Origin of the sequence: Anaerotignum propionicum DSM 1682, from assembly GCF_001561955.1 — a bacterium.
Lineage (GTDB): Bacteria > Bacillota > Clostridia > Lachnospirales > Anaerotignaceae > Chakrabartyella > Chakrabartyella propionicum.
Genome location: NZ_CP014223.1, coordinates 2,849,503 through 2,872,583, shown reverse-complemented (window position 1 = coordinate 2,872,583; position 23,081 = coordinate 2,849,503). Strand labels below are relative to the sequence as shown.

Sequence of the window (23,081 nt, the reverse complement as noted above, 5' to 3'; positions counted from 1 at the left end):
CCTCATCAAATTTAATGGGTAATTATCTCTGCACCATCTTCTGTTACAAGGACGGTGTATTCCCACTGGGCTGATAAAGAGCCGTCCTTTGTGTAAATAGTCCATCCATTTTCTTCATCTTGGAAAAACTCTTCTTTTCCTGCGTTTACCATGGGTTCAATGGTAAAAACCATGCCTGGAACCAAAAGCATACCCTTTCCTCGTTTGCCAACGTGGCAAACATAAGGGTCTTCATGAAAATCATTGCCAACACCATGACCGCCGATATCCCGCAAAACGGTGTAGCCGTTGGCGTGAATATACTCGCTGATGACAAAGCCGATGTCCCCTAAGAAGCCCCAAGGTTTTACTTCTTTTAATGCTAGATCCACGGATTCTTTTGTTACCTGCACTAATTTTTTTGCCTCTGGGCTGACTTCTCCAATGCAGAACATACGGGAGGCATCAGCATAATAGCCATTTAATATTGTAGTAACATCAACGTTAATAATATCTCCATCCTTTAGAACTTCATCAGGGGAGGGGATGCCATGGCAAATGACATTGTTTACGGAGGTGCACACGCTTTTTGGATATCCGCAGTAGCCCAAGGGTGCTGGTGTGCCTCCGTGGGAGATGGTATATTCGTGTACAAGGGTATTGATATCCTCTGTAGACATACCGGCACAAATTTTTTCTGCCACCATATCTAAAATTTCTGTATTTAATTTTCCGGCCTTTCGAATACCCTCAATTTGTTCCGGTATTTTGATGATCTTATGTGAGGGAACGGTTGCCCCTTTTGCTTTGTACTGTGCAATTTTATCATCCATTGCTCCATGGCATTGCTTATATTTTTTACCGCTGTTGCACCAGCAGAGGTCGTTACGACCGAGTTTCATAAGTAGTCAGATCCTTTCTTTAAATTCAATTCGAGTGCTGAACAAATTGCTTCAAGGCTTTTCTTCAAAAATGAGTGTTGAAACATTACAAGAAAAGGATATGAAATGTTATTTTTTTTCAGAACATCGAAAAAAATGATTTACAAATTCATTTTTCATAGTAGCATAAAAGGAAGGGAATAACAATAGAGATATTGCTTGATGAGAATTTGCATCAGTGGTACCATTTGAACAATAAAAGGAAGCAGAAAGGATGAAAAAGATGATTTATCAAAGCATTGAACAGTTAATCGGAAAAACGCCATTATTGGAGTTGACACAATTTGAAAAGAAATATAATCTGCAGGCAAAATTGCTGGCGAAGGTTGAATTTATGAATCCAGGGGGCAGTGCCAAGGATAGAGTGGCGAAGGCTATGATTGAGGATGCAGAGGAAAGGGGAATTTTGCAGGCGGGTGCCACAATTATTGAGCCTACCAGTGGAAATACAGGGATTGGCTTAGCGGTTGTGGCTGCGGCAAAGGGGTACCGTGCCCTTATTGTTATGCCCGATTCCATGAGCATGGAGCGGTGCATGCTGATGAAAGCCTTCGGGGCGGAGTTGGTGTTGACGCCGGGGGCAAAAGGGATGGCTGGTGCCATTGAGAAGGCAGAGGAATTGCAAAAAGAAATCCCCAATTCCTTTGTGCCTGGGCAGTTTGATAACCCTGCTAATGTAAAAGCCCATTATGAAACAACAGGTCCTGAGATTTTTCAGGATACAGAAGGTAAGGTTGATATTTTTGTTGCAGGAATCGGTACAGGGGGCACAATTTCCGGGGTAGGTAAGTATTTGAAAGAGAAGAACCCTGAGGTTCAGATAATTGCCGTTGAACCTGCATCATCCCCCTTGTTGTCTAAGGGTGTGGCAGGTTCCCATGGGATTCAGGGGATCGGTGCAAACTTTGTTCCTTCCATATTAAATACTGAAATTTATGATGAAATTATTGCTGTGGAAAATGAGGAAGCCTTTCGATTTGGAAAAGAAGTAGCAAAAACAGAGGGACTTTTGGTGGGTATTTCTTCTGGTGCCGCGGTTTTTGCCGCAATGAAGGTAGCGGAACGTCCTGAAAATGCAGGGAAGAATATTGTTGTATTTTTGCCTGATACTGGCGAGCGTTATCTTTCCACTGCTATGTTTGGGGATGAGTAATGGAGAAGCGAAATCATTTTACTGCGGCACTGGCGGCGGTTTTGATGCTGATAGATCATATTGGAGCATTGTTTTTCCCTGAGCAGATTGGGTTTCGCCTCATAGGGCGGCTGTCCTTTCCGCTGTTTGCATATGGCATTGCCCAAGGGGTAGAGCATACATCAAATTTTCAAAGGTATCTTTTTCGCATTCTGGTGGCGGCAGTGATTTCTCAGCCCATTTACAGATTGGCCTTTGATAATACCAATTTAAATCCACTTTTCACCTTAGCCTTAGGCGGTGTGGTGTTATGGCTATGGAGAAGAGAGGGCAAAGAGAGGTTTTTGGCAGGAGGATTGCTGATTCTATCCTATTGGGTAAAATGCAGTTATAGCTGGTATGGCGTGGCTACCATTTTTTTATATGGGTTTTATGAATCTGCTCGGGCAGTTTCGTTTTATTGGCAGAGCGTTTTACAAGTAGCGTATGGCTATGTTACAGGAACCTGGTTGCAAGGCATATCCATTCTTGCTTTTCCTTTGGCTGGGATGGACTGGAAAAAAACAATACATTTACCTAAGTATTTTTTCTATGTTTTTTATCCATTGCATCTGATGATTTTAGTTGGAATAAGAGAATTGATTTAAGTTAGCTCCGGAAAAAAGGGTGTCGACATAGTCGACACCCTTTCAATGATTAGAAGATAAGTCACGGTTATTTTTTTGTTGAAACAAAAGGATGGTTCGTAAAACAACAGCAACAATGGGCCCAAGAATCAGCCCCCAAAAGCCGATACAGCGATATCCAAAGTACATGGAAAATAGAGCCAGCAATGGATGCATTCCAATTTGGTCACCAAGTATTTTGGGTTGCATCAACTGACGTACAACTTGAACGACACCGTAAATAACAAGATAACCGATTCCTAAGACGTTATTGCCCAATACAAAGTGAAATACTGCGCCAGGCCAAAGAATAAAACCACTTCCAAAGAATGGGAGAGCGTCTATGATGGCGATGGCTACACTCAACAACAAAGCATAAGGGGAATGAAAAAGATATAAACCAATGATACTAATGAGAAAAATATAGCCCATGAGTATCAACTGTGTTTTTGCATATCCCCAAAGGGAGGTGGCTAAATCTCGCTTGGTAGCCTCTAAAGAACCTCCCAGAAGTGGTTCAACATGGGTTTTAAATGCCCTATGAATGCCCTCTTTATCCTTCGTGAAGAAAAAAGCAGAAAATAAGGCAATGAAAAACCCCAGCAAAATCTTTGGAACGGCGGCAATCATTGAAACAGAGCCACTGCTTTGAACCAAGGAAAGCAAAATACTAAATATTCCATCTTGTAAGTTTGCGGTTATGTTTGTGAATTCATCAGGCAAATCCATAAGAAGGTTATTTATCTCTATCCAGAATAGAGTCAAGCCTTCCTCCATCTTTTCTAGATAATAGGGTAGGTCATTCAGTAGGTTTTGAAGCTGTTGGTAAAGCTGATTCCCAGCAAAATACCCTAAAAACCCTAGGATAGAAATAAAAATAAGAATTCCCACAAGAGCCCCTGCCCAACGGGGAATGTGATATTTCTCCAACTGATCCGCCAGAGGAATAAACAATAAGCTTAATAACCAGCCTAAAATAAAAGGCAAAAAAATCGGAAATAAATAGCGGAAAAACAGAAAACAGGCCAGTATTCCCCCGCAAAGGATGATTAAGTTTTGTACTGCTTGTTTATTTTTTATATAAAAATCCTCCATTGAATCCCTCCCATCAGGATAAATTGTTGTATTATGTATATTGATTATAATACAAAAATACGATTCAATACAGATTTTCTAAATAATTAAAGAAAATTTAACCATTGGCGGATTTAGAGATAAGGCTCTCTAAAAAAGGCTGTTTGATTTGTAATCCGGTATCTGTTGGTTTATTTTAAAAAGGGGATTCATATGGCAATTCTCAATGAAGAATCCATTCCTGTTTGGAAATCCCCTTATTGATTCTAAGGGTGAATTTATTTTCCTATCTTTTTCATTTCGCCAGAAAGGTTTACCATTTCAATGGCTGCCAATGCGGTATCATATCCCTTATTTCCGGCTTTTGTTCCTGCCCGTTCAATGGCCTGCTCAATATTTTCCGTGGTAACAACACCAAAAAGAACAGGAGTGTCGGTTTCCATGGAAAGATGGGCGATTCCTTTGGACACCTCACTGCAAACATAGTCATAATGGGTGGTTGCGCCGCGAATGACAGCACCCAGGCAAATAACCGCATCATATGCACCGCTGTTTACCATAAGCTTTGCCGCAGGGGGGATTTCAAATGCCCCTGGAACCCGCACCAATGAAATGTTGTCTGGGTCAACACCGTGACGTAGAAGCGCATCCTCCGCTCCGTCTATGAGCTTTCCAACGATAAAATCATTAAAACGAGATGCCACAATGGCCACCTTCATATCTGTTGCAATTAAATTTCCTTGAATCAATTTCATGGTAGTATTCCCTCCTAATATAAAATATTCCGTAGTACAAATTTTTATCTAGAGCACATATTACTTGTAGTTATTACTAGTAGTTATTACTTTTCCCTTTTTGACAGTACTGCATAAATGAATGACAGTTTCTGTTTATAAAGCTTGGGTTATGCCTTTTCAATTGTACCTTCCAAGATTGTTGGATACAAACGAGTAACTCACGAGGAGCTAAAGTGTTGCCCCTTTGCAGTGCTTGGGACAGTGTATCAGGAATTTATCCTGAAATTTTAAAGAATAGTGGAAAAAATATGTCCCATCTTTTCTTGCTTTGTTCTTAAATACTCCAAATCGTATTCTTGGGGCTGGATTTCGATGGGCACCCGCTTCGTAATTTCCACGCCAAAACCCCCCAAACCATAAACCTTTTCAGGATTGTTTGTAAGAAGATGTAACTCCTTGACACCTAAATCCTGCAAAATTTGTGCACCAATCCAGTATTCTCTTAAATCAGGTGCAAAGCCAAGGGCAATGTTTGCCTCTACTGTGTCCTGACCCTGTTCTTGCAGAGCATATGCCTTTAATTTATTGATTAAGCCAATGCCTCTGCCTTCCTGACGCATATATAAAAGAATCCCTCTGCCTTTTTTCTCAATTTGTCTCATGGCGGCGGCAAGCTGCTGACCGCAGTCACAACGGCAGGAGCCAAAAACATCTCCGGTTAGGCATTCTGAGTGCACACGGCACAGGATGTCCTTTCCATTGCCGATTTCCCCTTTCACTAAGGCAACGTGATGCTCCCCGGTGATATCGTTTACATAGCCATAGATTTTAAACTCTCCATAAGGAGTCGGCAGGTTTGCCACTGCTTCGCAACGTACATGTTTTTCATGGCGGCGGCAGTAGTTTTGCAAATCATGTATGGTAATAAATTTTAGATTATGTTCCTTTGCAACCTTCCACAGCTCTGGTGTCCGCATCATGGTGCCATCCTCTGCCATAATTTCACAGCAAAGACCACATTCCTTTAAACCTGCAAGACGCATTAAATCCACTGTGGCTTCGGTGTGACCTTCTCTTTTTAAAACCCCGCCTTTTCTGGCAATTAAGGGGAACATATGCCCCGGTCTGCGGAAGTCCTTAGGTTTTGCATCCTCCTCCACACATTTAAGGGCTGTGATGGAACGTTCTGCGGCTGAAATTCCTGTGGTGGTATCCACATGGTCAATGGATACGGTGAAGGCTGTGGAGTGATTGTCTGTATTTTCCGATACCATTTGGGGCAGGCCTAGTTTATGCCCCAATTCCTCACTCATTGGCATACAGATTAAACCTTTACCGTATTTCGCCATAAAGTTTACATTTTCCTGGGTGGCAAATTCTGCGGCACAGATAAAATCTCCTTCGTTTTCACGGTCTGGGTCGTCAGTGACAAGAATGATTTTTCCTTGCTTCAGTTCTTCCAATGCTTCTTCAATGGTGTGATAATTGTACATTTTTTCTCCTCCTAAAATCCATTCTCTCTTAGAAATTCTAAGGTTAAAGGTTTCTCCTGATGTTGACTGTTGTTTTCAAAAAAACGTTGTATATATTTGGCGATAACATCTGTTTCCAGATTTACGCTATCCCCGATTTTTTTATCCAATAAAATGGTCTGTGTACTTGTATGGGGGATAATACCCACGGAAAACTGGGACTGTTCCACGGAAATGACTGTTAGGCTGACACCATCAATGGCGATAGAGCCTTTTTCAATCATTTGTCGCAAAAGCGGTGTATCTGCGGTAATGAAAAGACGGATTGCATTTCCTTCCTGCTTTTTCCCCGAGATTATGCCCGTACCGTCGATATGACCGCTCACCATGTGCCCGCCAAAGCGTCCGTTTGCCGCCATCGCACGTTCCAAATGAACAGGAGAACCTTTTTGCATTTTGCCAAGATTACTCCGTTTTAGGGTTTCCGGCATAACGTCGGCAGTAAAAGAAGTTTTCGTTACATTGGTTACAGTGAGACAAACGCCATTTACTGCAATGCTATCTCCCAGTTTTGTGCCTTCCTGTATTGTTTTTGCGTGAATCAACAACTGACCACTACTATTTTGTGAAGTTATTTTTTCGATATAACCGATTTCTTCAATCAAACCTGTAAACATACAGCATCTCCTTTTCTTAGGTTTACTCTCGGGGAATTACACTGCAACAAATCCAAGAATATTCGTCCACTTTATGCAAGAATTTTTCAAAGGGTGAAGAAGGTTAGAAAATTGCCTTTTTGTTCCCTTGTTTTGATTCTATTTCATATTCTAATAAAATGTCCCCATTCAGCACTTGACTATGCAAAAGTTTTAGCCTGAAGGCATCATCCGGGTGAATAATACCTCTTCCTCCCACAGGAGTTTTTGCATCCTTACCACCAAAGATTTTAGGGGCAAAATAAATATATAGTTTCTGGGCTAGGTGAGACTGCAAAAAAGAAAAGTGTATACTTCCGCCACCTTCAACCAAAACGCTGTCAACGCCATTTTCTCCTAATTTTTTTAAAAGATTGGGCAAAGATACCTTGTTGTTTTCATCAGGCAACTGCCATAATGTAAGACCAAGGCTCTCTAAAACGCCTTTTTTTCCCATGGTATCATTAGCATAAGCGATAATGGTTTCATATACTTTTGCTGTTTTACAAATTTGACTTTCCAAAGGTATACGCAGGTGACTATCGCAAATAATACGGATAGGCTGTACTGCATGTTCGAGTCTGCAATTTAGCAAAGGATCATCCTGCAAGACCGTTTCGATGCCCACTAAGATACTGCTGTACTGATGGCGCAACTTGTGCGCGTGTTGTCGCGAGGCCTCATTGCTAATCCAACGGGAAGCACCTGTTACAGTAGCAATTTTGCCGTCGGCAGTCATGGCATATTTCAGTGCCACATAGGGCATTTTTGTTGTGATGTAGTGAAAAAATACTTGATTTATTTCGTCACATTCCTTTTGTAAAAAATGAGAGGTTACAGTGATGCCCCGTTCACGCAATGTTTTTATGCCTTTGCCCATGACTAAAGGGTTGGGGTCAGAAGATCCGATGACCACATGCTGAATGCCTGCTTCAATAATGGCATCCGTGCAAGGGGGCGTACGCCCTTGATGGCAGCAAGGCTCTAGCGTGACATAAATCGTTGCCCCTTTTGGGCTTTCCTTACAATCAGCAAGAGCCATGCGCTCGGCATGGGGTTCGCCGGCTTTATGGTGATAGCCTTCGCCAATGATTTTATTGTCTTTTACGATAACTGCTCCTACCAATGGGTTTGGACTGGTATAGCCCAGTGCTTTTTTTGCCAAAGTGATAGCGCGTTTCATATATTTTTCATTTACCATAGGGATAACTTCCTTTCCTTCAGGGGAAAGGCGGGAAAGAGTTCCCAAAGAAGTGGATAGAGAAAGAGACCTCTGTATAAGAGGGGAAATGCGATTCTTTGTATTCAAAGTACACACAAAATGAAACCGCAAATTCACAATAAAAAGCCCTGTATGTGCCAAAAAAGCTCATACAGGGCATATCAAACATTTTGAAACAGCAAAAGAAGCTCCATAAATCCATGAAAAGGAATTTATGGTATGCCAAAAAGGCATAGAAATATTGCTGTAAAAAGGGGCAATCGAAAAGAAATAAATTGCCATTTTTATGTTTGCTCTTCTTCCATCCAGACTATACTGTCGGTTTTGGAATTTCACCAAATCCTGCTTTCGCTCGCGGACTTTACCGCCGATCGGGAGTTTCACCCTGCCCTGAAGAGGTATTATGTTTTACGACACCATTATACACCACTGTCTTTAAATTGCAAGAGGAATTTTTCGGAAAGGGACTTGTCTAAATTATAAGGAAGAAAGGATCAAAATAAGCCATTATTTTTTTATTAGCGTTTTTCATAGTGGAGTTACCAGTTTTTTTGTATAAGATGGCAGTTGTAACTTTGTCGAAAATATTGTACAATAAAGAAGACAATGTATACAGTATTATTATTCATGAGGGTGTATTTTGAAAGACATTAGATTAAGAGCAAGAGCAAAAATCAACTTAACATTGGATGTAACAGGCAAGCGTGAGGACGGCTATCATCTTATTCAGAGCATTATGCAGACAGTTAGCTTGTACGACGGAATTTACATGAAGCGAATCCAAAAAGATGAAATTATTTTAAAAAGCAACCTCTCTTGGTTGCCCACGGATAACCGCAATTTGGCGTACCGTGCGGCAGAGCTGATGAAGGCCAAATACGGCATCACGGAAGGCGTTTTTATCGAAATTGATAAGCGCATTCCTGTGGCTGCAGGCTTAGCAGGGGGAAGTGCGGATTGTGCGGCTGTATTGGTTGGAATGAATCGCTTGTTTGATTTAGGGCTTTCCATGAAAGAATTGGAAAGCTTGGCTTTTCTTTTGGGGTCAGACATCCCATACTGCGTTCAAAGGGGAACAGTAGTATCTGAGGGTGTTGGAGAAATCTTGACGCCGGTGAAATGCCAATGTCCTATGTGTTATGTTGTACTGGCGAAGCTTCCTGTCAGCGTTTCTACGGCGACGGTATACCGTGGATTGGATTGGCAGAGTGTCCAGGATCATCCCGATACAAAAGGGATGATACAAGCTATGGCTGAGGCGGATATTACAAAAATGGGGAGGCTTCTGGGAAACGTTCTGGAGACTGTGACTATACCCATGCATCCGCAAATTGCTCAGCTAAAGGAGGAATTGGTTCATCTTGGTGCGGAAGGTGCCTTGATGAGCGGGAGCGGTCCTACGGTTTTTGGGCTGTTTAAGGAAGAAGAGAATGCAAAGAAGGCGGCATCGGCAATCCGGAAAAAATTCGGTTTGAAGGAGGTTGTAGCCACCAAGATTTACCACAGTGACAGTGGTAAGAGAGGAGAACAAAGAAATGGAAGAAACAAAATTTAATATTAATACCAATGAGTACCTGCCACTTCGGGACGTAGTTTTTCATACCTTGAGAGAGGCAATTTTAGTGGGGAAATTAGTTCCCGGCGAAAGACTGATGGAGAATCAGCTGGCAGATAAGCTTGGTGTTAGCAGAACTCCCGTCAGAGAGGCATTGCGTATGCTGGCATTGGAAAATCTGGTGGAGCTTGTGCCCAGAAAGGGAGCCCAGGTGCTGGATATGAGCGAAAAGGATATTGTTAATATTCTTGAGGTTAGAGGGGCTTTGGAAAGTCTTGCCACCAGCATTGCCTGCGTGAAGATGAAGAAAGAAGATCTTCAACAGTTGAAGAAGTTGGAGGGCGAGTTTGAGCGTGCCATTGACGAAAATGATTTGGAACGAATTATTCAGCTTGATGAGGATTTTCACGACCTGATACTAAAGTCAACAGAAAATGACAAATTAGCTCAGATTTATCAGAATTTACGTATTCAGCTTTACCGCTATCGTATGGCACATTTAAAGGCAGACAGTTCAATCCCTGCCGTTGTTGCCCATCATAGAGGGATATTACGAGCAATCGAAAATCATGATGCTGATGAAGGTGCAACAGTTGCCCATGGTCACATCAAATATCACACAGAGTTTATTTTGCGTTCTATTCGCAATAAATAATTAATAATGCTCCCGGAGAGCATGGAGGAAGGGTGTCGGCAAAGCCGACACCCTTTAAAATTCAATTTCTTTTTACCTTTCTTTCGTGTAAGAAATTTTTTATATCTAAATAGCAGTGGCTCTTGAGTGCATTGCTTTCCTTAGTTGTATAACAATCACTTTGTCCGGCATTAAAGCCATAGGGAACCCTATGGTTTTTTATATGCCTTTGCAAATTATGAGCCGGAATTCGGAGTTTACAAAAGGCAATACTTACTTTTATCAAGGAATACTATTCTAATAGCAGAGTAATTTTATCGTTGGGGCACAGTTTTTCGGTTATGCTGTCTTTTACTTGCAATCCGCTGTTGAATAATTTACAATAATATTAGTTTTAGTCGAATGAGATAAGGGAAAGTGGGTGGTACCAAGGTGATTGATGAAAAGGAAAATTTTCCCCGCAGAGATGAGCGGGTAATATACGGAGTAAAAAAGAGAAAGGCATCGAAGCAGAATAACGAAAATCGAACAAAAAGGTTGCAAAAGCCCCAAAATGGGCAAAGGAGAAGGCCCAAAAGTCGAATATCATTGCCTAAAAAACAAATGCTTTTGGGGATAGCTGTACTGATTTTTGTGGTGATTTTGTTTCTTTTTGTGCGAAAAGATGGCACTGAGGTTTTCGTTGGAGCAGAAAGTGTTGGTGTACTGGAGGGGCGTGGGGTGAGCGCAAAAACCATTACGGGCACAATTGAAACGCAGCTTGCAGGGATTGTTGGTGCCCAGGTTAAGCTAAACGAGGAAATAAAAACAGTTGGCATTCATATTGGAAGCAGCCGAAAAAAGGATGTCTGCACCCTGGAGCATTTGATACCGAAAATTCGGAATATGGTTACATATAAAGTCAATGCGGCCATTATTATGATTGATGGAGGCAAAGGAGTTGTTTTGGCCAATGAGGAGCAGGCAAACAACGTTTTAAAGGCCATAAAGGAGCCTTACCTTCCTGCTGAAGGAGTTGAGGCAAAGACGGAGTGGTTGGAAACTGTTACTGTTGCCACCGACTATGTGGATTCTGATGAGGTTCTTTCAGAAAAAGATGCCATAGCATCCCTGCAATCCACCACAATGGTTACAGGGACTTATACCGTAGTATCGAATGACGCATTATTTAAAATTGCCAAAAAGTATGAATGTACTTTGGAAGATTTGCTGAAATTAAATCCAGGGATGACCGTACAAACAGGCATCCATGTGGGTCAGGTGCTTAATGTTCCCATCAGTAAGCCCAAAATTTCTGTAAAGACAATAGAAACTCAAGTTTTAACCACAGTGGAACCCAAAACTTATGAATATCAAACGGACAACACCCAACCCAAAAGCTATCAAAAAGTGAAGCAACAGGGTCGCGCCGGACAGAAAAAGAGCACAATTCAAATTACGAGGATAAATGGCTTTGTTCAGGAAGAAAAAGAAATTTCCAAAGAAATTATCACTCAGCCTGTTCCAGAAATCATCGTAAGAGGAACCTTATAATATACTGCAAAGAGGGCATACTTTCCAAGTCAGGAGGTATGCCTTTCACAGAAAGAAGGAGGAATTTAAATGGGAATTAAATTCACAGTGCAAGGGGAAGCAGTACAAAAAACGGAGATTTTTGCTCTTTCGCCAGAGGTTCGCCGTTGTCATGAGGCGCTCCACAATAAAACAGGCAGAGGAAATGATTTTGTTGGTTGGGTTGATTTACCGGAAAATTATAATAAAGAAGAGTTCGCCAGTATCAAAAAGGCCGCTGCAAAAATCAGACGGGATAGCAGTGTGCTGATTGTGGTTGGCATTGGCGGCTCTTATCTGGGGACAAGAACTGCCTTGGAATTTATCAAAAGTCCATATTATAATCAACTGAAAAGGGATACACCGGAGATTTACTTTGCAGGAAATAATATCAGCTCAGCTTATTTGAACGACATCTTGCAGATTTTAGGGGATAGGGATTTTTCTATCAACGTGATTTCAAAATCAGGAACCACAACGGAGCCGGCTATTGCCTTTCGCATTTTCAAACAGCTTTTGGAGAAAAAGTATGGAAAAGAGGAAGCAGCTAAACGCATATTTGCCACCACTGACCAGACAAGAGGTGCACTGAAGGAAATGTGCAATGAACAGGGGTATGAAACCTTTGTAATCCCCGATGATATTGGCGGCAGGTTTACAGTGTTAACGGCGGTGGGTTTATTGGCTATGGCTGTGGCTGGCGTGGACATTGATGCAGTGATGGATGGTGCAAAGGCGGCAATGGAGTCATATAGTAATCCAAATATTCAGGAAAATGAATGCTATCAATATGCAGCAATGCGTCATTTGCTTTATAAACAAGGGAAGACCATTGAAATTTTAGCAAATTATGAGCCCCATCTGACCTCCTTTGGAGAGTGGTTTAAACAGCTCTTTGGGGAAAGTGAAGGAAAGGAAGGTAAGGGTATCTTCCCTGTTACAGCAAATTTTTCAACGGATTTGCATTCTTTTGGTCAGTTTATTCAAGAGGGAGGAAGGTATTTCTTTGAAACGGTTTTGTGGTGCAAGGAGCCGAAAACCCCTGCAATCATTCCATATGACGAAGCAGATGGGGATGGATTGAATTTCTTGGCAGGAAAGGAAATGCAATTTGTTAACAATAAGGCTTTTGGAGGAACCATGCTTGCTCATATGGATGGTGGGGTACCCAACATGGTTATCCAGATAGACCGTATGGATGAATGGCATTTTGGTGCACTGATTTATTTCTTTGAAAAAGCCGTTGGCATCAGCGGGTATCTCTTGGAAGTAAACCCTTTTGATCAACCCGGTGTTGAGGCTTATAAGAAAAATATGTTTGCTTTGCTTGGTAAGCCTGGTTATGAGGCGCTAAAGGTTGAGTTAGAGAAGAGACTCGCTGATTAATCTATATAAATTAACATCTAAATGGAAAAAAGTTTCGAAAAGAGTGCATTTTTTTGTACTCTTTTTTTGGGATACGGGTTTTTATATAATGATAGTTATGGTTGGTTCAATAATAAATAAATGGAAAAATATAAAAGGCATTTTTCTAAGAACATTGCAGAAAAAAGTAGCAATGCAGGAACTTTTTTTCAAAAATCTTCGTCACAATAATGTATGGCTTACCTATCCTTGTGTTTCTTTGATACTTCACGTATAATGGTAGGGAAAATAAGGAAGGTGAGATACGATGCGTGTAACTGTATTGATGGATAATAATACAAATATTGACGTTTACTATTTAGGGGAGCCGGGGGTTTCCTATTGGATTGAGGCAGAGGGAAAAAACTTTTTGTTCGATGTTGGCTATTCTTCTGCATTTTTAAAAAATGCTTTGGATATGTCCATTGATGTGACGAAGGCAGATGGAATTCTTCTGTCCCATGGCCATAATGACCATACAGGGGGCCTGGTTCCTCTGTCCGACATTTGTGAAAAAAGCAAACCACGGCTTATTTGCCATCCATCAGCGCTGAAACATCGTACTTACGATGGACTGTCTATCGGATGCCCTTTGAATAGAGAAATGGTTCAGGAGCATTTTTCTCTTTTTGAAACCAAGGAGGCATATTGGCTTACGGAAAACCTTGTTTTTTTGGGGGAAATTCCCAGAACCCTTTCTTTTGAAGAGCCGTACCCCATTGGAGTATTGGAAGAGGAAGACGGCAACCAAGAGGATATGATTCTGGATGATACAGCGCTGGCATATCGTACCCAAGAGGGAATCTATATTATTACAGGCTGTTCCCATGGAGGAATTTGCAATATCATCGAGAATGCTAAAAAAATTACGGGAAAAGAAAAGGTACTGGGGCTTTTGGGCGGCTTTCATCTTTTTGAAATCAATAAGAGAACAACGGAAACCATTTCCTATTTGGCAAAGGAACAGATTAAAAATTTATATCCTTGTCATTGTACCTCTTTTCAGGTAAAGTCTGCACTGCATCAACACAACCCTGTGAAAGAGGTTGGCGTTGGCTTGGTTCTAAATTGGGAATAGGGGGTGATATAATGATTACAAAGGAAGAACTTCTGCAATATTTAGAAAAAGAAAGGCAGGCTATTTTCCAAAGAGGCGATGCATTTTTTCAATGTGCTGAATTAGGTTTTCGTGAGGTGGAGACAGCAAGGAGAATTACGGATTTATTGGAAGAATGGGGCATTCCTTATGAAAAAGAGGTTGCCCTAACGGGCGTAATTGCCACCCTTGGGAAGGGAGATGGCTATCATATTGCCTTTGTTGCCGATATTGACGCCCTGCCCAGAAAGGATGGCAAAGGAAACATTCATTCCTGCGGGCATAGCATTCAGACGACCATGGGATTATCCCTTTTAAAGGCACTGCATGATTCGGATATGTTGGAGCAGACTGATTGCAAGGTTCGCTTTTACTTTACACCGGCAGAGGAATATATTGATTTTGAATACCGAGATGAGTTAATTGCCGCAGGAAAACTGGAATTTCGTTCAGGAAAACAGAATATGATATCCTTAGGCTGTTTTGACGGGGTGGATTGTGTACTTTCTGCTCATGCCAATGGTGATGAGAGAACAAAATTTGATGTGAGCTCTACCTTGGCTGGATTTATGGCAAAAAAAGCGGTTTTTATGGGACGTGCTGCACATTCTGGAGCGGCACCTCACTTAGGAAGGAACACCTTGCATGGCGCAACTTTAGCCATGAATGCCATTTCTTTTTTAAAGGATCAGTTTGCTGTGGAAAAGGGATTAAGACTAAATCCGGTTTTGACCATAGGTGGTGGTAGTGTGAATACCATTCCTGATGAAACAGTATTGGAAACTTATGTGAGAGCCAACGACAACGAAACACTATTTGAGGCTTGCCGACGGTTTGATGGATGTGTGGAGCACTGTGCCAAGGCTTTGGATTTGGAATATAAGATTTCAAACACAGCGGGTTATTTACCATTGGCCCAATCCAAGGGATTAAACAAATTGGTGAGGGAAAATATGCTTCTCCACTGTTCTTCGGAAGAAATTGTGGAAAGCCCTGTTTCTGGGGCTTCAGGGGATGTGGGAGATTTGGGTTTCCTGATTCCCACAATACAATTTGGGTTTTCAGGTGTGAGAGGCAGATTTCATGATGATAGCTTCGAAATATCCGATTATGAAAATTGTTATATTACCTCTGGGAAGGTAATGCTGGGGACAATTTACGATTTGATTATGAAACCCAATTGCCGTGTGCAACAGAATAAGAAGAAATATGATGTAAAAAAGTTGGAATATTTTGGATGGTTGCACCAAAAACCTGAATAAAAAGGAGAAAATTTTAGTAAGATTAATATTTTTGAAAAGATTTTTCAATTTTTCTATGATATAGTAAATTTGGTAACTATAGTATAAGTATCTTTTACTTGTACGTTTTTAATGAATATAAGTTGAATGGGGGCATTTACTTATGAAAAGATTTTTAGCGGTTACATTGGCCGCAATGTTCACTTTTGGAAATATGGGCGTAACAGCCTTTGCCGCTAACTTTGCGGATATAAATAAAGTACCTTGGTCCGGGGCGGCACAATTTATTAATCAAGCCCAATCCTTGGGATTAATGAATGGTTATACAGAAAATGGTAAGAAGTATGCTAAGCCAAGAAATAACGTGACTTTGTGCGAATCTGTGCAGATGATTTATTCTATTATGAAGGTATACACCAAGCAGGATGTTTCATCTGACACTGTAACAAAATGGTCTACGGTAATGAGTGCCTATAATATTCCCACATGGGCTTATAGCGCCACAGCTTATGTGCTGGAAAATAAAATCATTGAAAACAGTGACTTGGTGAAATTGAAAAATGGAACACAGAATGCCACCAGAGAAGAGGTAGGCTTGATGTTCGGTAAGGCACTGGCCACAATTTATACAGCAAACAACAGCGCAACACTGTCTTATAAAGACAGTAGCAAAATTTCAAGTGACGCTGTACCTTATTTGGCCCTTTTAAACAGTAAGAACCTTATGGTTGGGGATCCCAATAATAAATTTAATCCCAGTGCAAAAATCAACCGTTCCGAAATGGCTGTGTTGTCAGTTAAAACTTATAATTTCTTAAATGATTCTAAGTCACAAACACCAACCACACCCACTACACCAACTACGCCCACAGCACCCACCTCGGGCACTGTAAGCGGAACTGTTGTAAACAGTATGGTGTTGTCCAATGGGGATGTTTTCTTAAGTGTGGCAACGGATAATGGTTCAGGGGTGAATCTTTTTGGAAAGAAGTCTTCCGTAAAGGTAACTTTTGAAAATGAAACCGTAGCGCTGAAAGATATCGGCAACGGGGATACCGTTACGGTTACATATGCAAATACAGATATCAGTACGGTAGTCATCAATAAATCCAAGGCAGGAATCATTTCTACAAAGGTTTTTCCTTTGAAGAAATTAACCAGTAGTAAAATTACTGTGAAAGATGGCAGCAACGAAACCTCTTTCCGTTTGTCAGATAGTGTTAGTGTAACAATTGGCGGAAGTAAGTCCTCCGTTTCTAAATTAATGAGTGAAATGGAAGACTATGATTATACCGTAACACTTACCTTTGATAAATTAAATGAGGTTACAAAAATTGAGGCTATGAGCAGCAAAAACAACCCTCTGGCTGGCAAATTGACCTATATGAGCAATTCAAAGCTAAGGATCCAGGTGGGTAGCAAAGACTACGAATATCCTCTTTCTGATGCGGATGTAACAATAAAATATGATGGAAAAACAGTGCGTTTCTCTACATTGTTAGACGAGTATAAAAGCAATAACTATACAGTAACCCTAAAGCTGGATAGCAAGGGTTATGTTACAACGATTACGATAGACTTCATGGAAGATGAAACCCATGGAACCTTATCGTTTATTAACAGCCGTCGTCTTGATTTGAAGGCTGCCGGTAAAACCTATAGCTACTATCTTGATCCGGATGTGGAGGTTGAGATAGACGGAAAGAGCAGTAAACTGTCCACGTTAACTGAAAAATATGACAGTACACCTTATTCTGTGGCTTTAACCTTAGACAGATATGATTCGGTTACGAAAATTTCCGTAACTTCTAAGAATTCTGGTTTGTCAAAAGGTACTTTAAAAGAAGTATCTTCTTCTACAATCAAAATTACTGTTGACGGTAAGAGCTACGAATATGATTTGAAGGATCCCACAATAAAGATTGACAATAAATCAGTAACGCTATCCTCTTTGAGAAGCAGTTATAAGGACTATACCTATACTGTGGAGTTGACCTTTAACAGCAAAGGCGAGGTTACTGATATTGTAGGTAAAAATACCGCGGCAACAAAGGGTACGTTAAGATATGTTGAGACGAAAAGGGATCAGATTGCTATCACTGCCGGCGACGTAAATTATACCTATGATTTGGATGAGGATGTGAAGATTACGTTAAATGGCAGTACCACAACGGCTTCTAAATTGGATAGTGAAAACGAAACTGCAAAGAACTACAAAGAGAAGATTACCGTTACCTTGACGTTGAACAGCAAAGACAAGGTTACAAAGGTTGTGGCAACTACAGAGGATGAGAGCTCCAGCGAGACCAAAAAAGGAACACTAAGTAGCCTTGATAGATGGTCCATTAGAGCGAGGATTGATTCTAAAACCAAGGAATATAATTTTACTTCGGGTGAACCAACGGTTACACTGGATGGTAAAAGCAGCAGTGTGGATAAGCTTATCTCGGCATTGGATAATCTCTACAGGGATGAGAGTATTACCGTTACCCTTTATTTCAATTCCAAGGATGAAGTTACAAAGGTTGTTGCAAAAATTGTGAATGGTGATGAGAGTGAAGATAGACCGAAAGAAGGAAAGTTATACAGTGTTTCTACTTCCAGTGACAAGATTGAAATAAAAGACAAATCTGGAAATAGATATACATGGTCTGTAGATTCTGATGTTACCATTTCTTATAACTTGGGCAGAAGATATGATTCGAGTAACTACAGTGATAGTTTGAGAGGGTTGAAAAATCTTCTTGAGGACTGTGAGGACAAGGGAAATACTTGTTATGTTACCTTAAAAGTCAACAGCAAAGATAAAGTAACAAAGATAACTGCGGAAGACCAATAAATAGCAGTGGAACTTCATTTTTACAGAATCTTAACAGAAAGGATTTGTAGTCTATGGACGGCAAATCCTTTTTTATATGTTTTCAACGCGTTGACCTGGCCGATTTCTAGATAGAGGAATATTATAAAAGAATTTGCCGAAATAAACTATACGATACCTCCAGCAAATGACAAAAAAAGCAGTCATATTTTCCTACAATAAGGAATATGGAGGGAAGACGCATGGAAAAAACAGAAATCATCTTAGAACAAGTAGGACAGGGCTCTGGGGTAACCCCTGAGTTGCCACTTTATGGGGAGAAAACGCCAAAGCTGATTTGTGGCAAAGATATTTTAAAGTTTGCGCTCTTATGTGGAATGGGTGTTTGCTGGGGTAAAGCAGAAATGCTGCAGTTTTTACGCCCCATGGGCATAGCATATATTTCTTTGTTTTTTGGCGAAGGAATTTTATTCTGGGGCGCATTGATATCTGTGGCAGCGGCCTGTATTGTGGATATGCCTTTGAAGGCAGGGGCAGCACTGGCGGCCGCATGTGCGATTCAGTTGACCTTGGGAAGATTTACAGAGCGGGAGGAAATGCTGAAAAAAGCTATTCTTGGCGCTTTTGCCATGGCGTTGGCCGGTGTTTTTTATGCAATCAGTAAAGGTGGTTTGACATTTTATTATGTTGTCGCCGGTGTGGAAAGTGCTCTGGTCATTGGAATTTCTTTATTGGCACAAAAGGGAGCTATGTTTTTATGGGAGAAAAGGCGAGTTCCGGTGCCTAGTAGAGAGGAAACCTTAGGGATGGTACTGCTCTTAGGGGGAGCCTTAGCCGGTCTTTCGGGTATGGAGATGCCATATTTACGACAAGGTCTGCTTCCGTTTTTTATAGCGTTCTTTTTAGCCGCCTGTGCATGGCGTGATGGAATGGGAGGCGGAGCCGCAGCAGGGACGCTGTTTGGTTTTTTGCTTTATCTTTGTGGAGGTATTGATTTGTTGCTTTTTACGGTTCTTGGTGTTAGCGGGCTGATTGCAGGGTGCCTGAAGGATATTGGTAGGTTTCCCCTGGTGCTTGCGCTGATTTTATCTCCTTTGCTGTTTTTGTTTTATACGGATGCTTCTTTAATCGTGCCTTTATGGGCAGCGGGGTGGGCATTAGGAGCCACCACATTTTTACTTACTCCAAAAAGCTGTCTCGTTTGGTTATCAGGCGGTTTACGTGAGCAGGAGGGAAGCAAAGACAAATACATCAGAAAGAAAGAACTGCTGGAAGAGCGACTGCTTGGTTTTTCTCAGGCCTTTGCGGCTTTATCAAAGACTTTTGTTCAACAGGAGGAAGTACAGGATAAGAAGGATGTTTCTAAATTGGTGGACTCCATTGCGGAAAAAGCTTGTCAGGGATGCGGTATGGCTCATTATTGCTGGAATGAGGAGTTATATCGTACATATAGCATGACATTCTCTGCATTGTCCTATTGTGAGGAACGGGGGCACATTACATCGGCACAGCTTCCTGATTATTTTTGTCAGATGTGTGCTAGAAAAGAAACTTTTGTGGATGCGGTAAACCAATCCTATGAGGGTTACCGTAGAGATCGCCTTTGGCTGGGGCGCTTAGCAGAGTGCAGGGAGCTGGTCAGCCAGCAAATGACAGCGGTAAGCGATATTTTAATGGGTCTTTCCGGTCAGCTTGAAGTAGGTTGCGTCTTTTTGGAGCAGGCAGCGCAATTGTTGAAGGAGGAATGTGCAAAAGAGGGCATTCGCTTACGGGATGCGCGTGTCGTGGAAGAGAAGAATCGATATGGCAGACAGGTTCAACTTTCCTTTCGTGGATGCGGTTGTCGGGGTGTTTGCAAAAGCAAGCTATTGCCATTAGTGAAACGTACCATGAATCGTCCCATGATTTTAAAGGAGCCAAATACCTGTCATTGCCAGAAAGACGGTATTTGTACCCTTTGCTTTGTGGAAGTACCCTCTTTTAGTTTGACAACGGCAACTGCCTTTTCTTCAGCCGAAGAGGATCAACCCATTGGAGATAGCACGGCATTTTTGGAAACGGATAAGGGAATTGCCATGATGGCACTGTCTGACGGCATGGGACAAGGCAAGGGTGCTGCTGAGGAAAGTCGAACTGCCATTGAGCTCTTAGAGCAATTTACAGAAGCGGGGTTTGAACGGGATTTAGCGGTGAAAATGATTAATTCCGCCTTGCTGTTACGAAAGGGAGCAGAAACCTATGCGACCCTGGACATTTGTGCTGTGGACTTATTTGATGGACGAGCGGAATTTATAAAGCTTGGTGCAGTTTCATCTTATATAAGTCGTGGCGGACGTATTTTAACAATCACCTCCCACACCTTACCGGCAGGAATATTACAGCAAGTTCAGATTGTAAAAAATGAAATGCTATTAAAGGATGGGGATATGGTATTTTTGCTCAGCGATGGCATCACGGAGGCTTTGGGTGGGGAAAATATTGCAGGAGGATGGTTAAAAGATAAATTGGAGAGTATGGCTCTCTCAAATCCTCAGGATGCGGCGGATTATATTCTCAAAGAAGCTCAAAAAGAAATAAAGGATGTCCCGAAGGATGATATGACTGTGGTTGCAGGGCGCTTTTGGAAAAAGAGGAAAACTGCATAAAAATGGCTGTAGCTTGGTATAGATATGAAGGAGAAATGGGAGAAGATAGGTAAACAGAAATGGGCATCAAAGAAGATGCAGAACCTTCCTTAGCTTAAAAAGCTGGGAAGGTTCTTTTTTGATTGATGATTGCAATAGAAGAATTGTGTAATCTATCGTGTGGATATTGCTATTACATAAAATTTCGTGTAAAGTGAATACATATTTGTTTTTGATACAAGAATTACAAGGTATATTTCATAGATTAGTTTCCCCTTGATATAGGGGCTCATAATAGCAATAGTTTTGAATTGGAGCGTTGCATATGCAAAGTAAGGTTTGGCAGACCATTGAAAAATATCATATGTGCCCACAAGGCGCTCATATTGTGGTAGGGGTTTCCGGTGGTGCGGATTCTATGGCATTACTGCACTTATTAAATGGGTTTGCCGGTGAGCAAGGCTGGAGCATTACCGCTGTCCATGTGCATCATGGTTTGCGGGGAGAAGAAGCTGATAGAGACAGAAACTTTGTACAGGAGATTTGTCAAGAATGGAAAATTCCCTGCAAGGTTTATTATTTTGATGTGTCAAAAGAAGCCAAAGCCCGCCGATTGGGAACGGAGGAAGCTGGTCGACTGTTGCGGTATGAGGCTTTTGAGCAGGAAAGACAGGGAGGCATGATTGCCGTCGCCCACAACAAAAATGACCAAGGCGAAACCGTATTAATGCGCCTTTGCCGTGGAGCAGGTGTTTCGGGATTAACAGGCATACGCCCTGTAAGAGAGTTTATTATTCGCCCTTTATTATTTTGCACAAGAAAAGAAATTGAAGAGTATTGCCAAGATAAGGGGCTTTCCTATTGTGAGGACAGCACAAATCGGGAAAACAACTATACCAGAAATCGCATTAGAAATCAGGTTTTACCTCTGCTTGAGGAAATCTATCCAAAAGCCACGGAGCATATTGCCCAAACAGCGGAGATTATGACAGAAGAAGAAGAATTTCTGCAAGAACAGGCAAGAGTGTTATTTATCAAGGCTTTGAAAAAATCTGATGAGAATGAAATCGTTCTGGATGCGGAATGCTTAAAGAGCATGCATCGGGCTATGGGAAAAAGAGTATTGGCAATGGCTTTTGATGCGTTGGAAGGAAAGAAAGATATAGGCTCTGTTCATTATGAATTGTTGGTAGGTTTGTTGGGGCAAGAAAGCGGAAAAAGCTTGTATTTACCCAATCATATTATAGCTGAATTAAGCTATGGTGCACTCATTCTGAAAAAGGTACGTGAAATGAGCAGCCATTTTTCCTATCCCTTGCCTTTGAATCAGGAAATTTACGTTCCTGAAGCAAAGCTTTTTGTAGGAACCTATCTTTGTACAAAAAAAAGAACACAAAAAAGCCAAGATAGCTGTACGAAAGTATTTGATTATGATAAAATAGGCTGTGCACTTTTTTGTCGAACCAGACAAAATGGAGATCGCCTTGCCATTAAAAACGGACGAAAAAAGCTGAAGGATTTTTTGATTGATGAAAAAATTCCAAGGGAAGAGCGGGACAGGCTGCCCCTAATTGCCACCGAGGACGATGTTCTTTGGGTGGTGAATCAGCGGGTTTCTGCGGCATATCTGCCGGATGAAAATACGAAAAAATTTTTAACAGTTCAGATACGGAGGTTCATTGAATAATGAAAGAAAGAGTAGAGGTAATGATCAGCGCTGATGCAATCAGCAAAAGATTGGAAGAAATGGCAGAGCAGATTTATGAAGATTTTGGTGGAGAACAGGTTGAGCTGGTTTGTGTTTTAAAGGGCGCGGTAATGACCTTAACAGAGCTTTCCAAAAGATTGAAAATGCCCGTTACAATGAGCTTTATGGATGTTTCCAGTTATGGGAATGGCACAGAAAGCACCGGAAAAATCAAAATTTTACGGGATTTGGATGAAGATATTTCAGGAAAGAATGTCCTTTTAATTGAAGATATTATTGACAGCGGAAGAACACTGAGCCATTTGAGAGACCTTTTATTGAAAAGAGAACCAAAAGCCTTCAAAATTTGCACGCTGTTGGATAAACCCGACAGACGTGTTGCAGATGTTCCTGTAGATTATGTTGGTTTTACCATTCCTGACGCTTTTGTGGTAGGTTATGGCTTAGATTATGCACAAAGATACCGTAATTTGAATTATGTAGGCGTATTACACTTTGACGAAGAATAGAATGAAAGAATGAGGAGGAGTTCT

18 protein-coding genes and 1 riboswitch are annotated in these 23,081 nt (G+C 41.3%); of the genes, 12 read left to right on the top strand and 6 right to left on the bottom strand.

Going from position 1 to position 23,081, the window contains the following annotated elements; genetic code table 11:
• Positions 1–11: 11 nt before the first annotated feature.
• Positions 12–881: a methionyl aminopeptidase gene (locus CPRO_RS13470; RefSeq protein ID WP_066052952.1), complete on the bottom strand. Its 870-nt coding sequence runs from the start codon at positions 879–881 to the stop codon at positions 12–14.
• 262 nt (positions 882–1,143) lie between these two features.
• Between CPRO_RS13470 and cysK the strand changes: the two genes are divergently transcribed.
• A complete protein-coding gene (gene cysK, locus CPRO_RS13465; RefSeq protein WP_422664677.1) occupies positions 1,144–2,073 on the top strand; it encodes a cysteine synthase A in 930 nt (309 codons plus the stop codon).
• The gene (locus CPRO_RS13460) at positions 2,073–2,699 is read left to right on the top strand and encodes a TraX family protein (protein ID WP_066052947.1); all 627 of its coding nucleotides are present in this window, start codon (positions 2,073–2,075) and stop codon (positions 2,697–2,699) included. The genes cysK and CPRO_RS13460 overlap by 1 nt, the downstream gene beginning before the upstream one ends.
• Positions 2,700–2,741: 42 nt before the next feature.
• On the opposite strand, the gene ytvI is transcribed toward CPRO_RS13460, so the two are convergent.
• The 5 genes from ytvI to ribD form a co-directional block, all read right to left on the bottom strand.
• Entirely contained in the window at positions 2,742–3,812 is a 1,071-nt protein-coding gene (ytvI, locus tag CPRO_RS13455; protein ID WP_066052944.1) for a sporulation integral membrane protein YtvI, read from the bottom strand.
• Between the two features lie 257 nt (positions 3,813–4,069).
• Positions 4,070–4,546 carry a 6,7-dimethyl-8-ribityllumazine synthase gene (gene ribH / locus CPRO_RS13450; protein WP_066052939.1) on the bottom strand — a complete coding sequence of 159 codons (477 nt, stop codon included), beginning with the start codon at positions 4,544–4,546 and terminating at the stop codon, positions 4,070–4,072.
• Positions 4,547–4,815: 269 nt separating this feature from the next.
• Entirely contained in the window at positions 4,816–6,021 is a 1,206-nt protein-coding gene (locus CPRO_RS13445) for a bifunctional 3,4-dihydroxy-2-butanone-4-phosphate synthase/GTP cyclohydrolase II (protein ID WP_066052934.1), read from the bottom strand.
• An 11-nt stretch (positions 6,022–6,032) separates the two neighbouring features.
• Positions 6,033–6,677, bottom strand: coding sequence for a riboflavin synthase (gene ribE, locus CPRO_RS13440; RefSeq protein WP_066052931.1), 645 nt, complete (start codon positions 6,675–6,677; stop codon positions 6,033–6,035).
• A 103-nt stretch (positions 6,678–6,780) separates the two neighbouring features.
• Positions 6,781–7,896 (bottom strand): bifunctional diaminohydroxyphosphoribosylaminopyrimidine deaminase/5-amino-6-(5-phosphoribosylamino)uracil reductase RibD, encoded by a 1,116-nt coding sequence (gene ribD / locus CPRO_RS13435; RefSeq protein ID WP_066052929.1) that lies wholly within the window; start codon positions 7,894–7,896, stop codon positions 6,781–6,783.
• 310 nt (positions 7,897–8,206) lie between these two features.
• Positions 8,207–8,319, bottom strand: a riboswitch (FMN riboswitch).
• 238 nt (positions 8,320–8,557) lie between these two features.
• Between ribD and ispE the strand changes: the two genes are divergently transcribed.
• From ispE to hpt, 10 genes are all read left to right on the top strand, one after another.
• Complete coding sequence (gene ispE, locus CPRO_RS13430) at positions 8,558–9,472, top strand: 4-(cytidine 5'-diphospho)-2-C-methyl-D-erythritol kinase (protein ID WP_066052926.1); 915 nt, start codon at positions 8,558–8,560, stop codon at positions 9,470–9,472.
• On the top strand, positions 9,453–10,127 hold the full coding sequence (locus tag CPRO_RS13425; RefSeq protein WP_066052923.1) for a GntR family transcriptional regulator: 675 nt from the start codon (positions 9,453–9,455) through the stop codon (positions 10,125–10,127). Before ispE ends, CPRO_RS13425 begins: the two co-directional genes overlap by 20 nt.
• Before the next feature lie 411 nt (positions 10,128–10,538).
• Positions 10,539–11,639, top strand: coding sequence for a G5 domain-containing protein (locus CPRO_RS13420; RefSeq protein WP_143148973.1), 1,101 nt, complete (start codon positions 10,539–10,541; stop codon positions 11,637–11,639).
• A gap of 69 nt (positions 11,640–11,708) precedes the next feature.
• A complete protein-coding gene (locus tag CPRO_RS13415; protein WP_066052918.1) occupies positions 11,709–13,043 on the top strand; it encodes a glucose-6-phosphate isomerase in 1,335 nt (444 codons plus the stop codon).
• Between the two features lie 286 nt (positions 13,044–13,329).
• Entirely contained in the window at positions 13,330–14,139 is an 810-nt protein-coding gene (locus tag CPRO_RS13410) for an MBL fold metallo-hydrolase (protein WP_066052915.1), read from the top strand.
• Between the two features lie 11 nt (positions 14,140–14,150).
• Entirely contained in the window at positions 14,151–15,419 is a 1,269-nt protein-coding gene (locus CPRO_RS13405) for an amidohydrolase (protein ID WP_066052911.1), read from the top strand.
• 142 nt (positions 15,420–15,561) lie between these two features.
• On the top strand, positions 15,562–18,237 hold the full coding sequence (locus CPRO_RS13400; RefSeq protein ID WP_066052908.1) for an S-layer homology domain-containing protein: 2,676 nt from the start codon (positions 15,562–15,564) through the stop codon (positions 18,235–18,237).
• Positions 18,238–18,458: 221 nt separating this feature from the next.
• A complete protein-coding gene (gene spoIIE, locus CPRO_RS13395; RefSeq protein ID WP_066052905.1) occupies positions 18,459–20,861 on the top strand; it encodes a stage II sporulation protein E in 2,403 nt (800 codons plus the stop codon).
• A 304-nt stretch (positions 20,862–21,165) separates the two neighbouring features.
• Positions 21,166–22,527 carry a tRNA lysidine(34) synthetase TilS gene (gene tilS / locus CPRO_RS13390; RefSeq protein ID WP_066052903.1) on the top strand — a complete coding sequence of 454 codons (1,362 nt, stop codon included), beginning with the start codon at positions 21,166–21,168 and terminating at the stop codon, positions 22,525–22,527.
• Complete coding sequence (gene hpt / locus CPRO_RS13385; protein ID WP_066052901.1) at positions 22,527–23,057, top strand: hypoxanthine phosphoribosyltransferase; 531 nt, start codon at positions 22,527–22,529, stop codon at positions 23,055–23,057. The genes tilS and hpt overlap by 1 nt, the downstream gene beginning before the upstream one ends.
• Positions 23,058–23,081 lie beyond the last annotated feature (24 nt).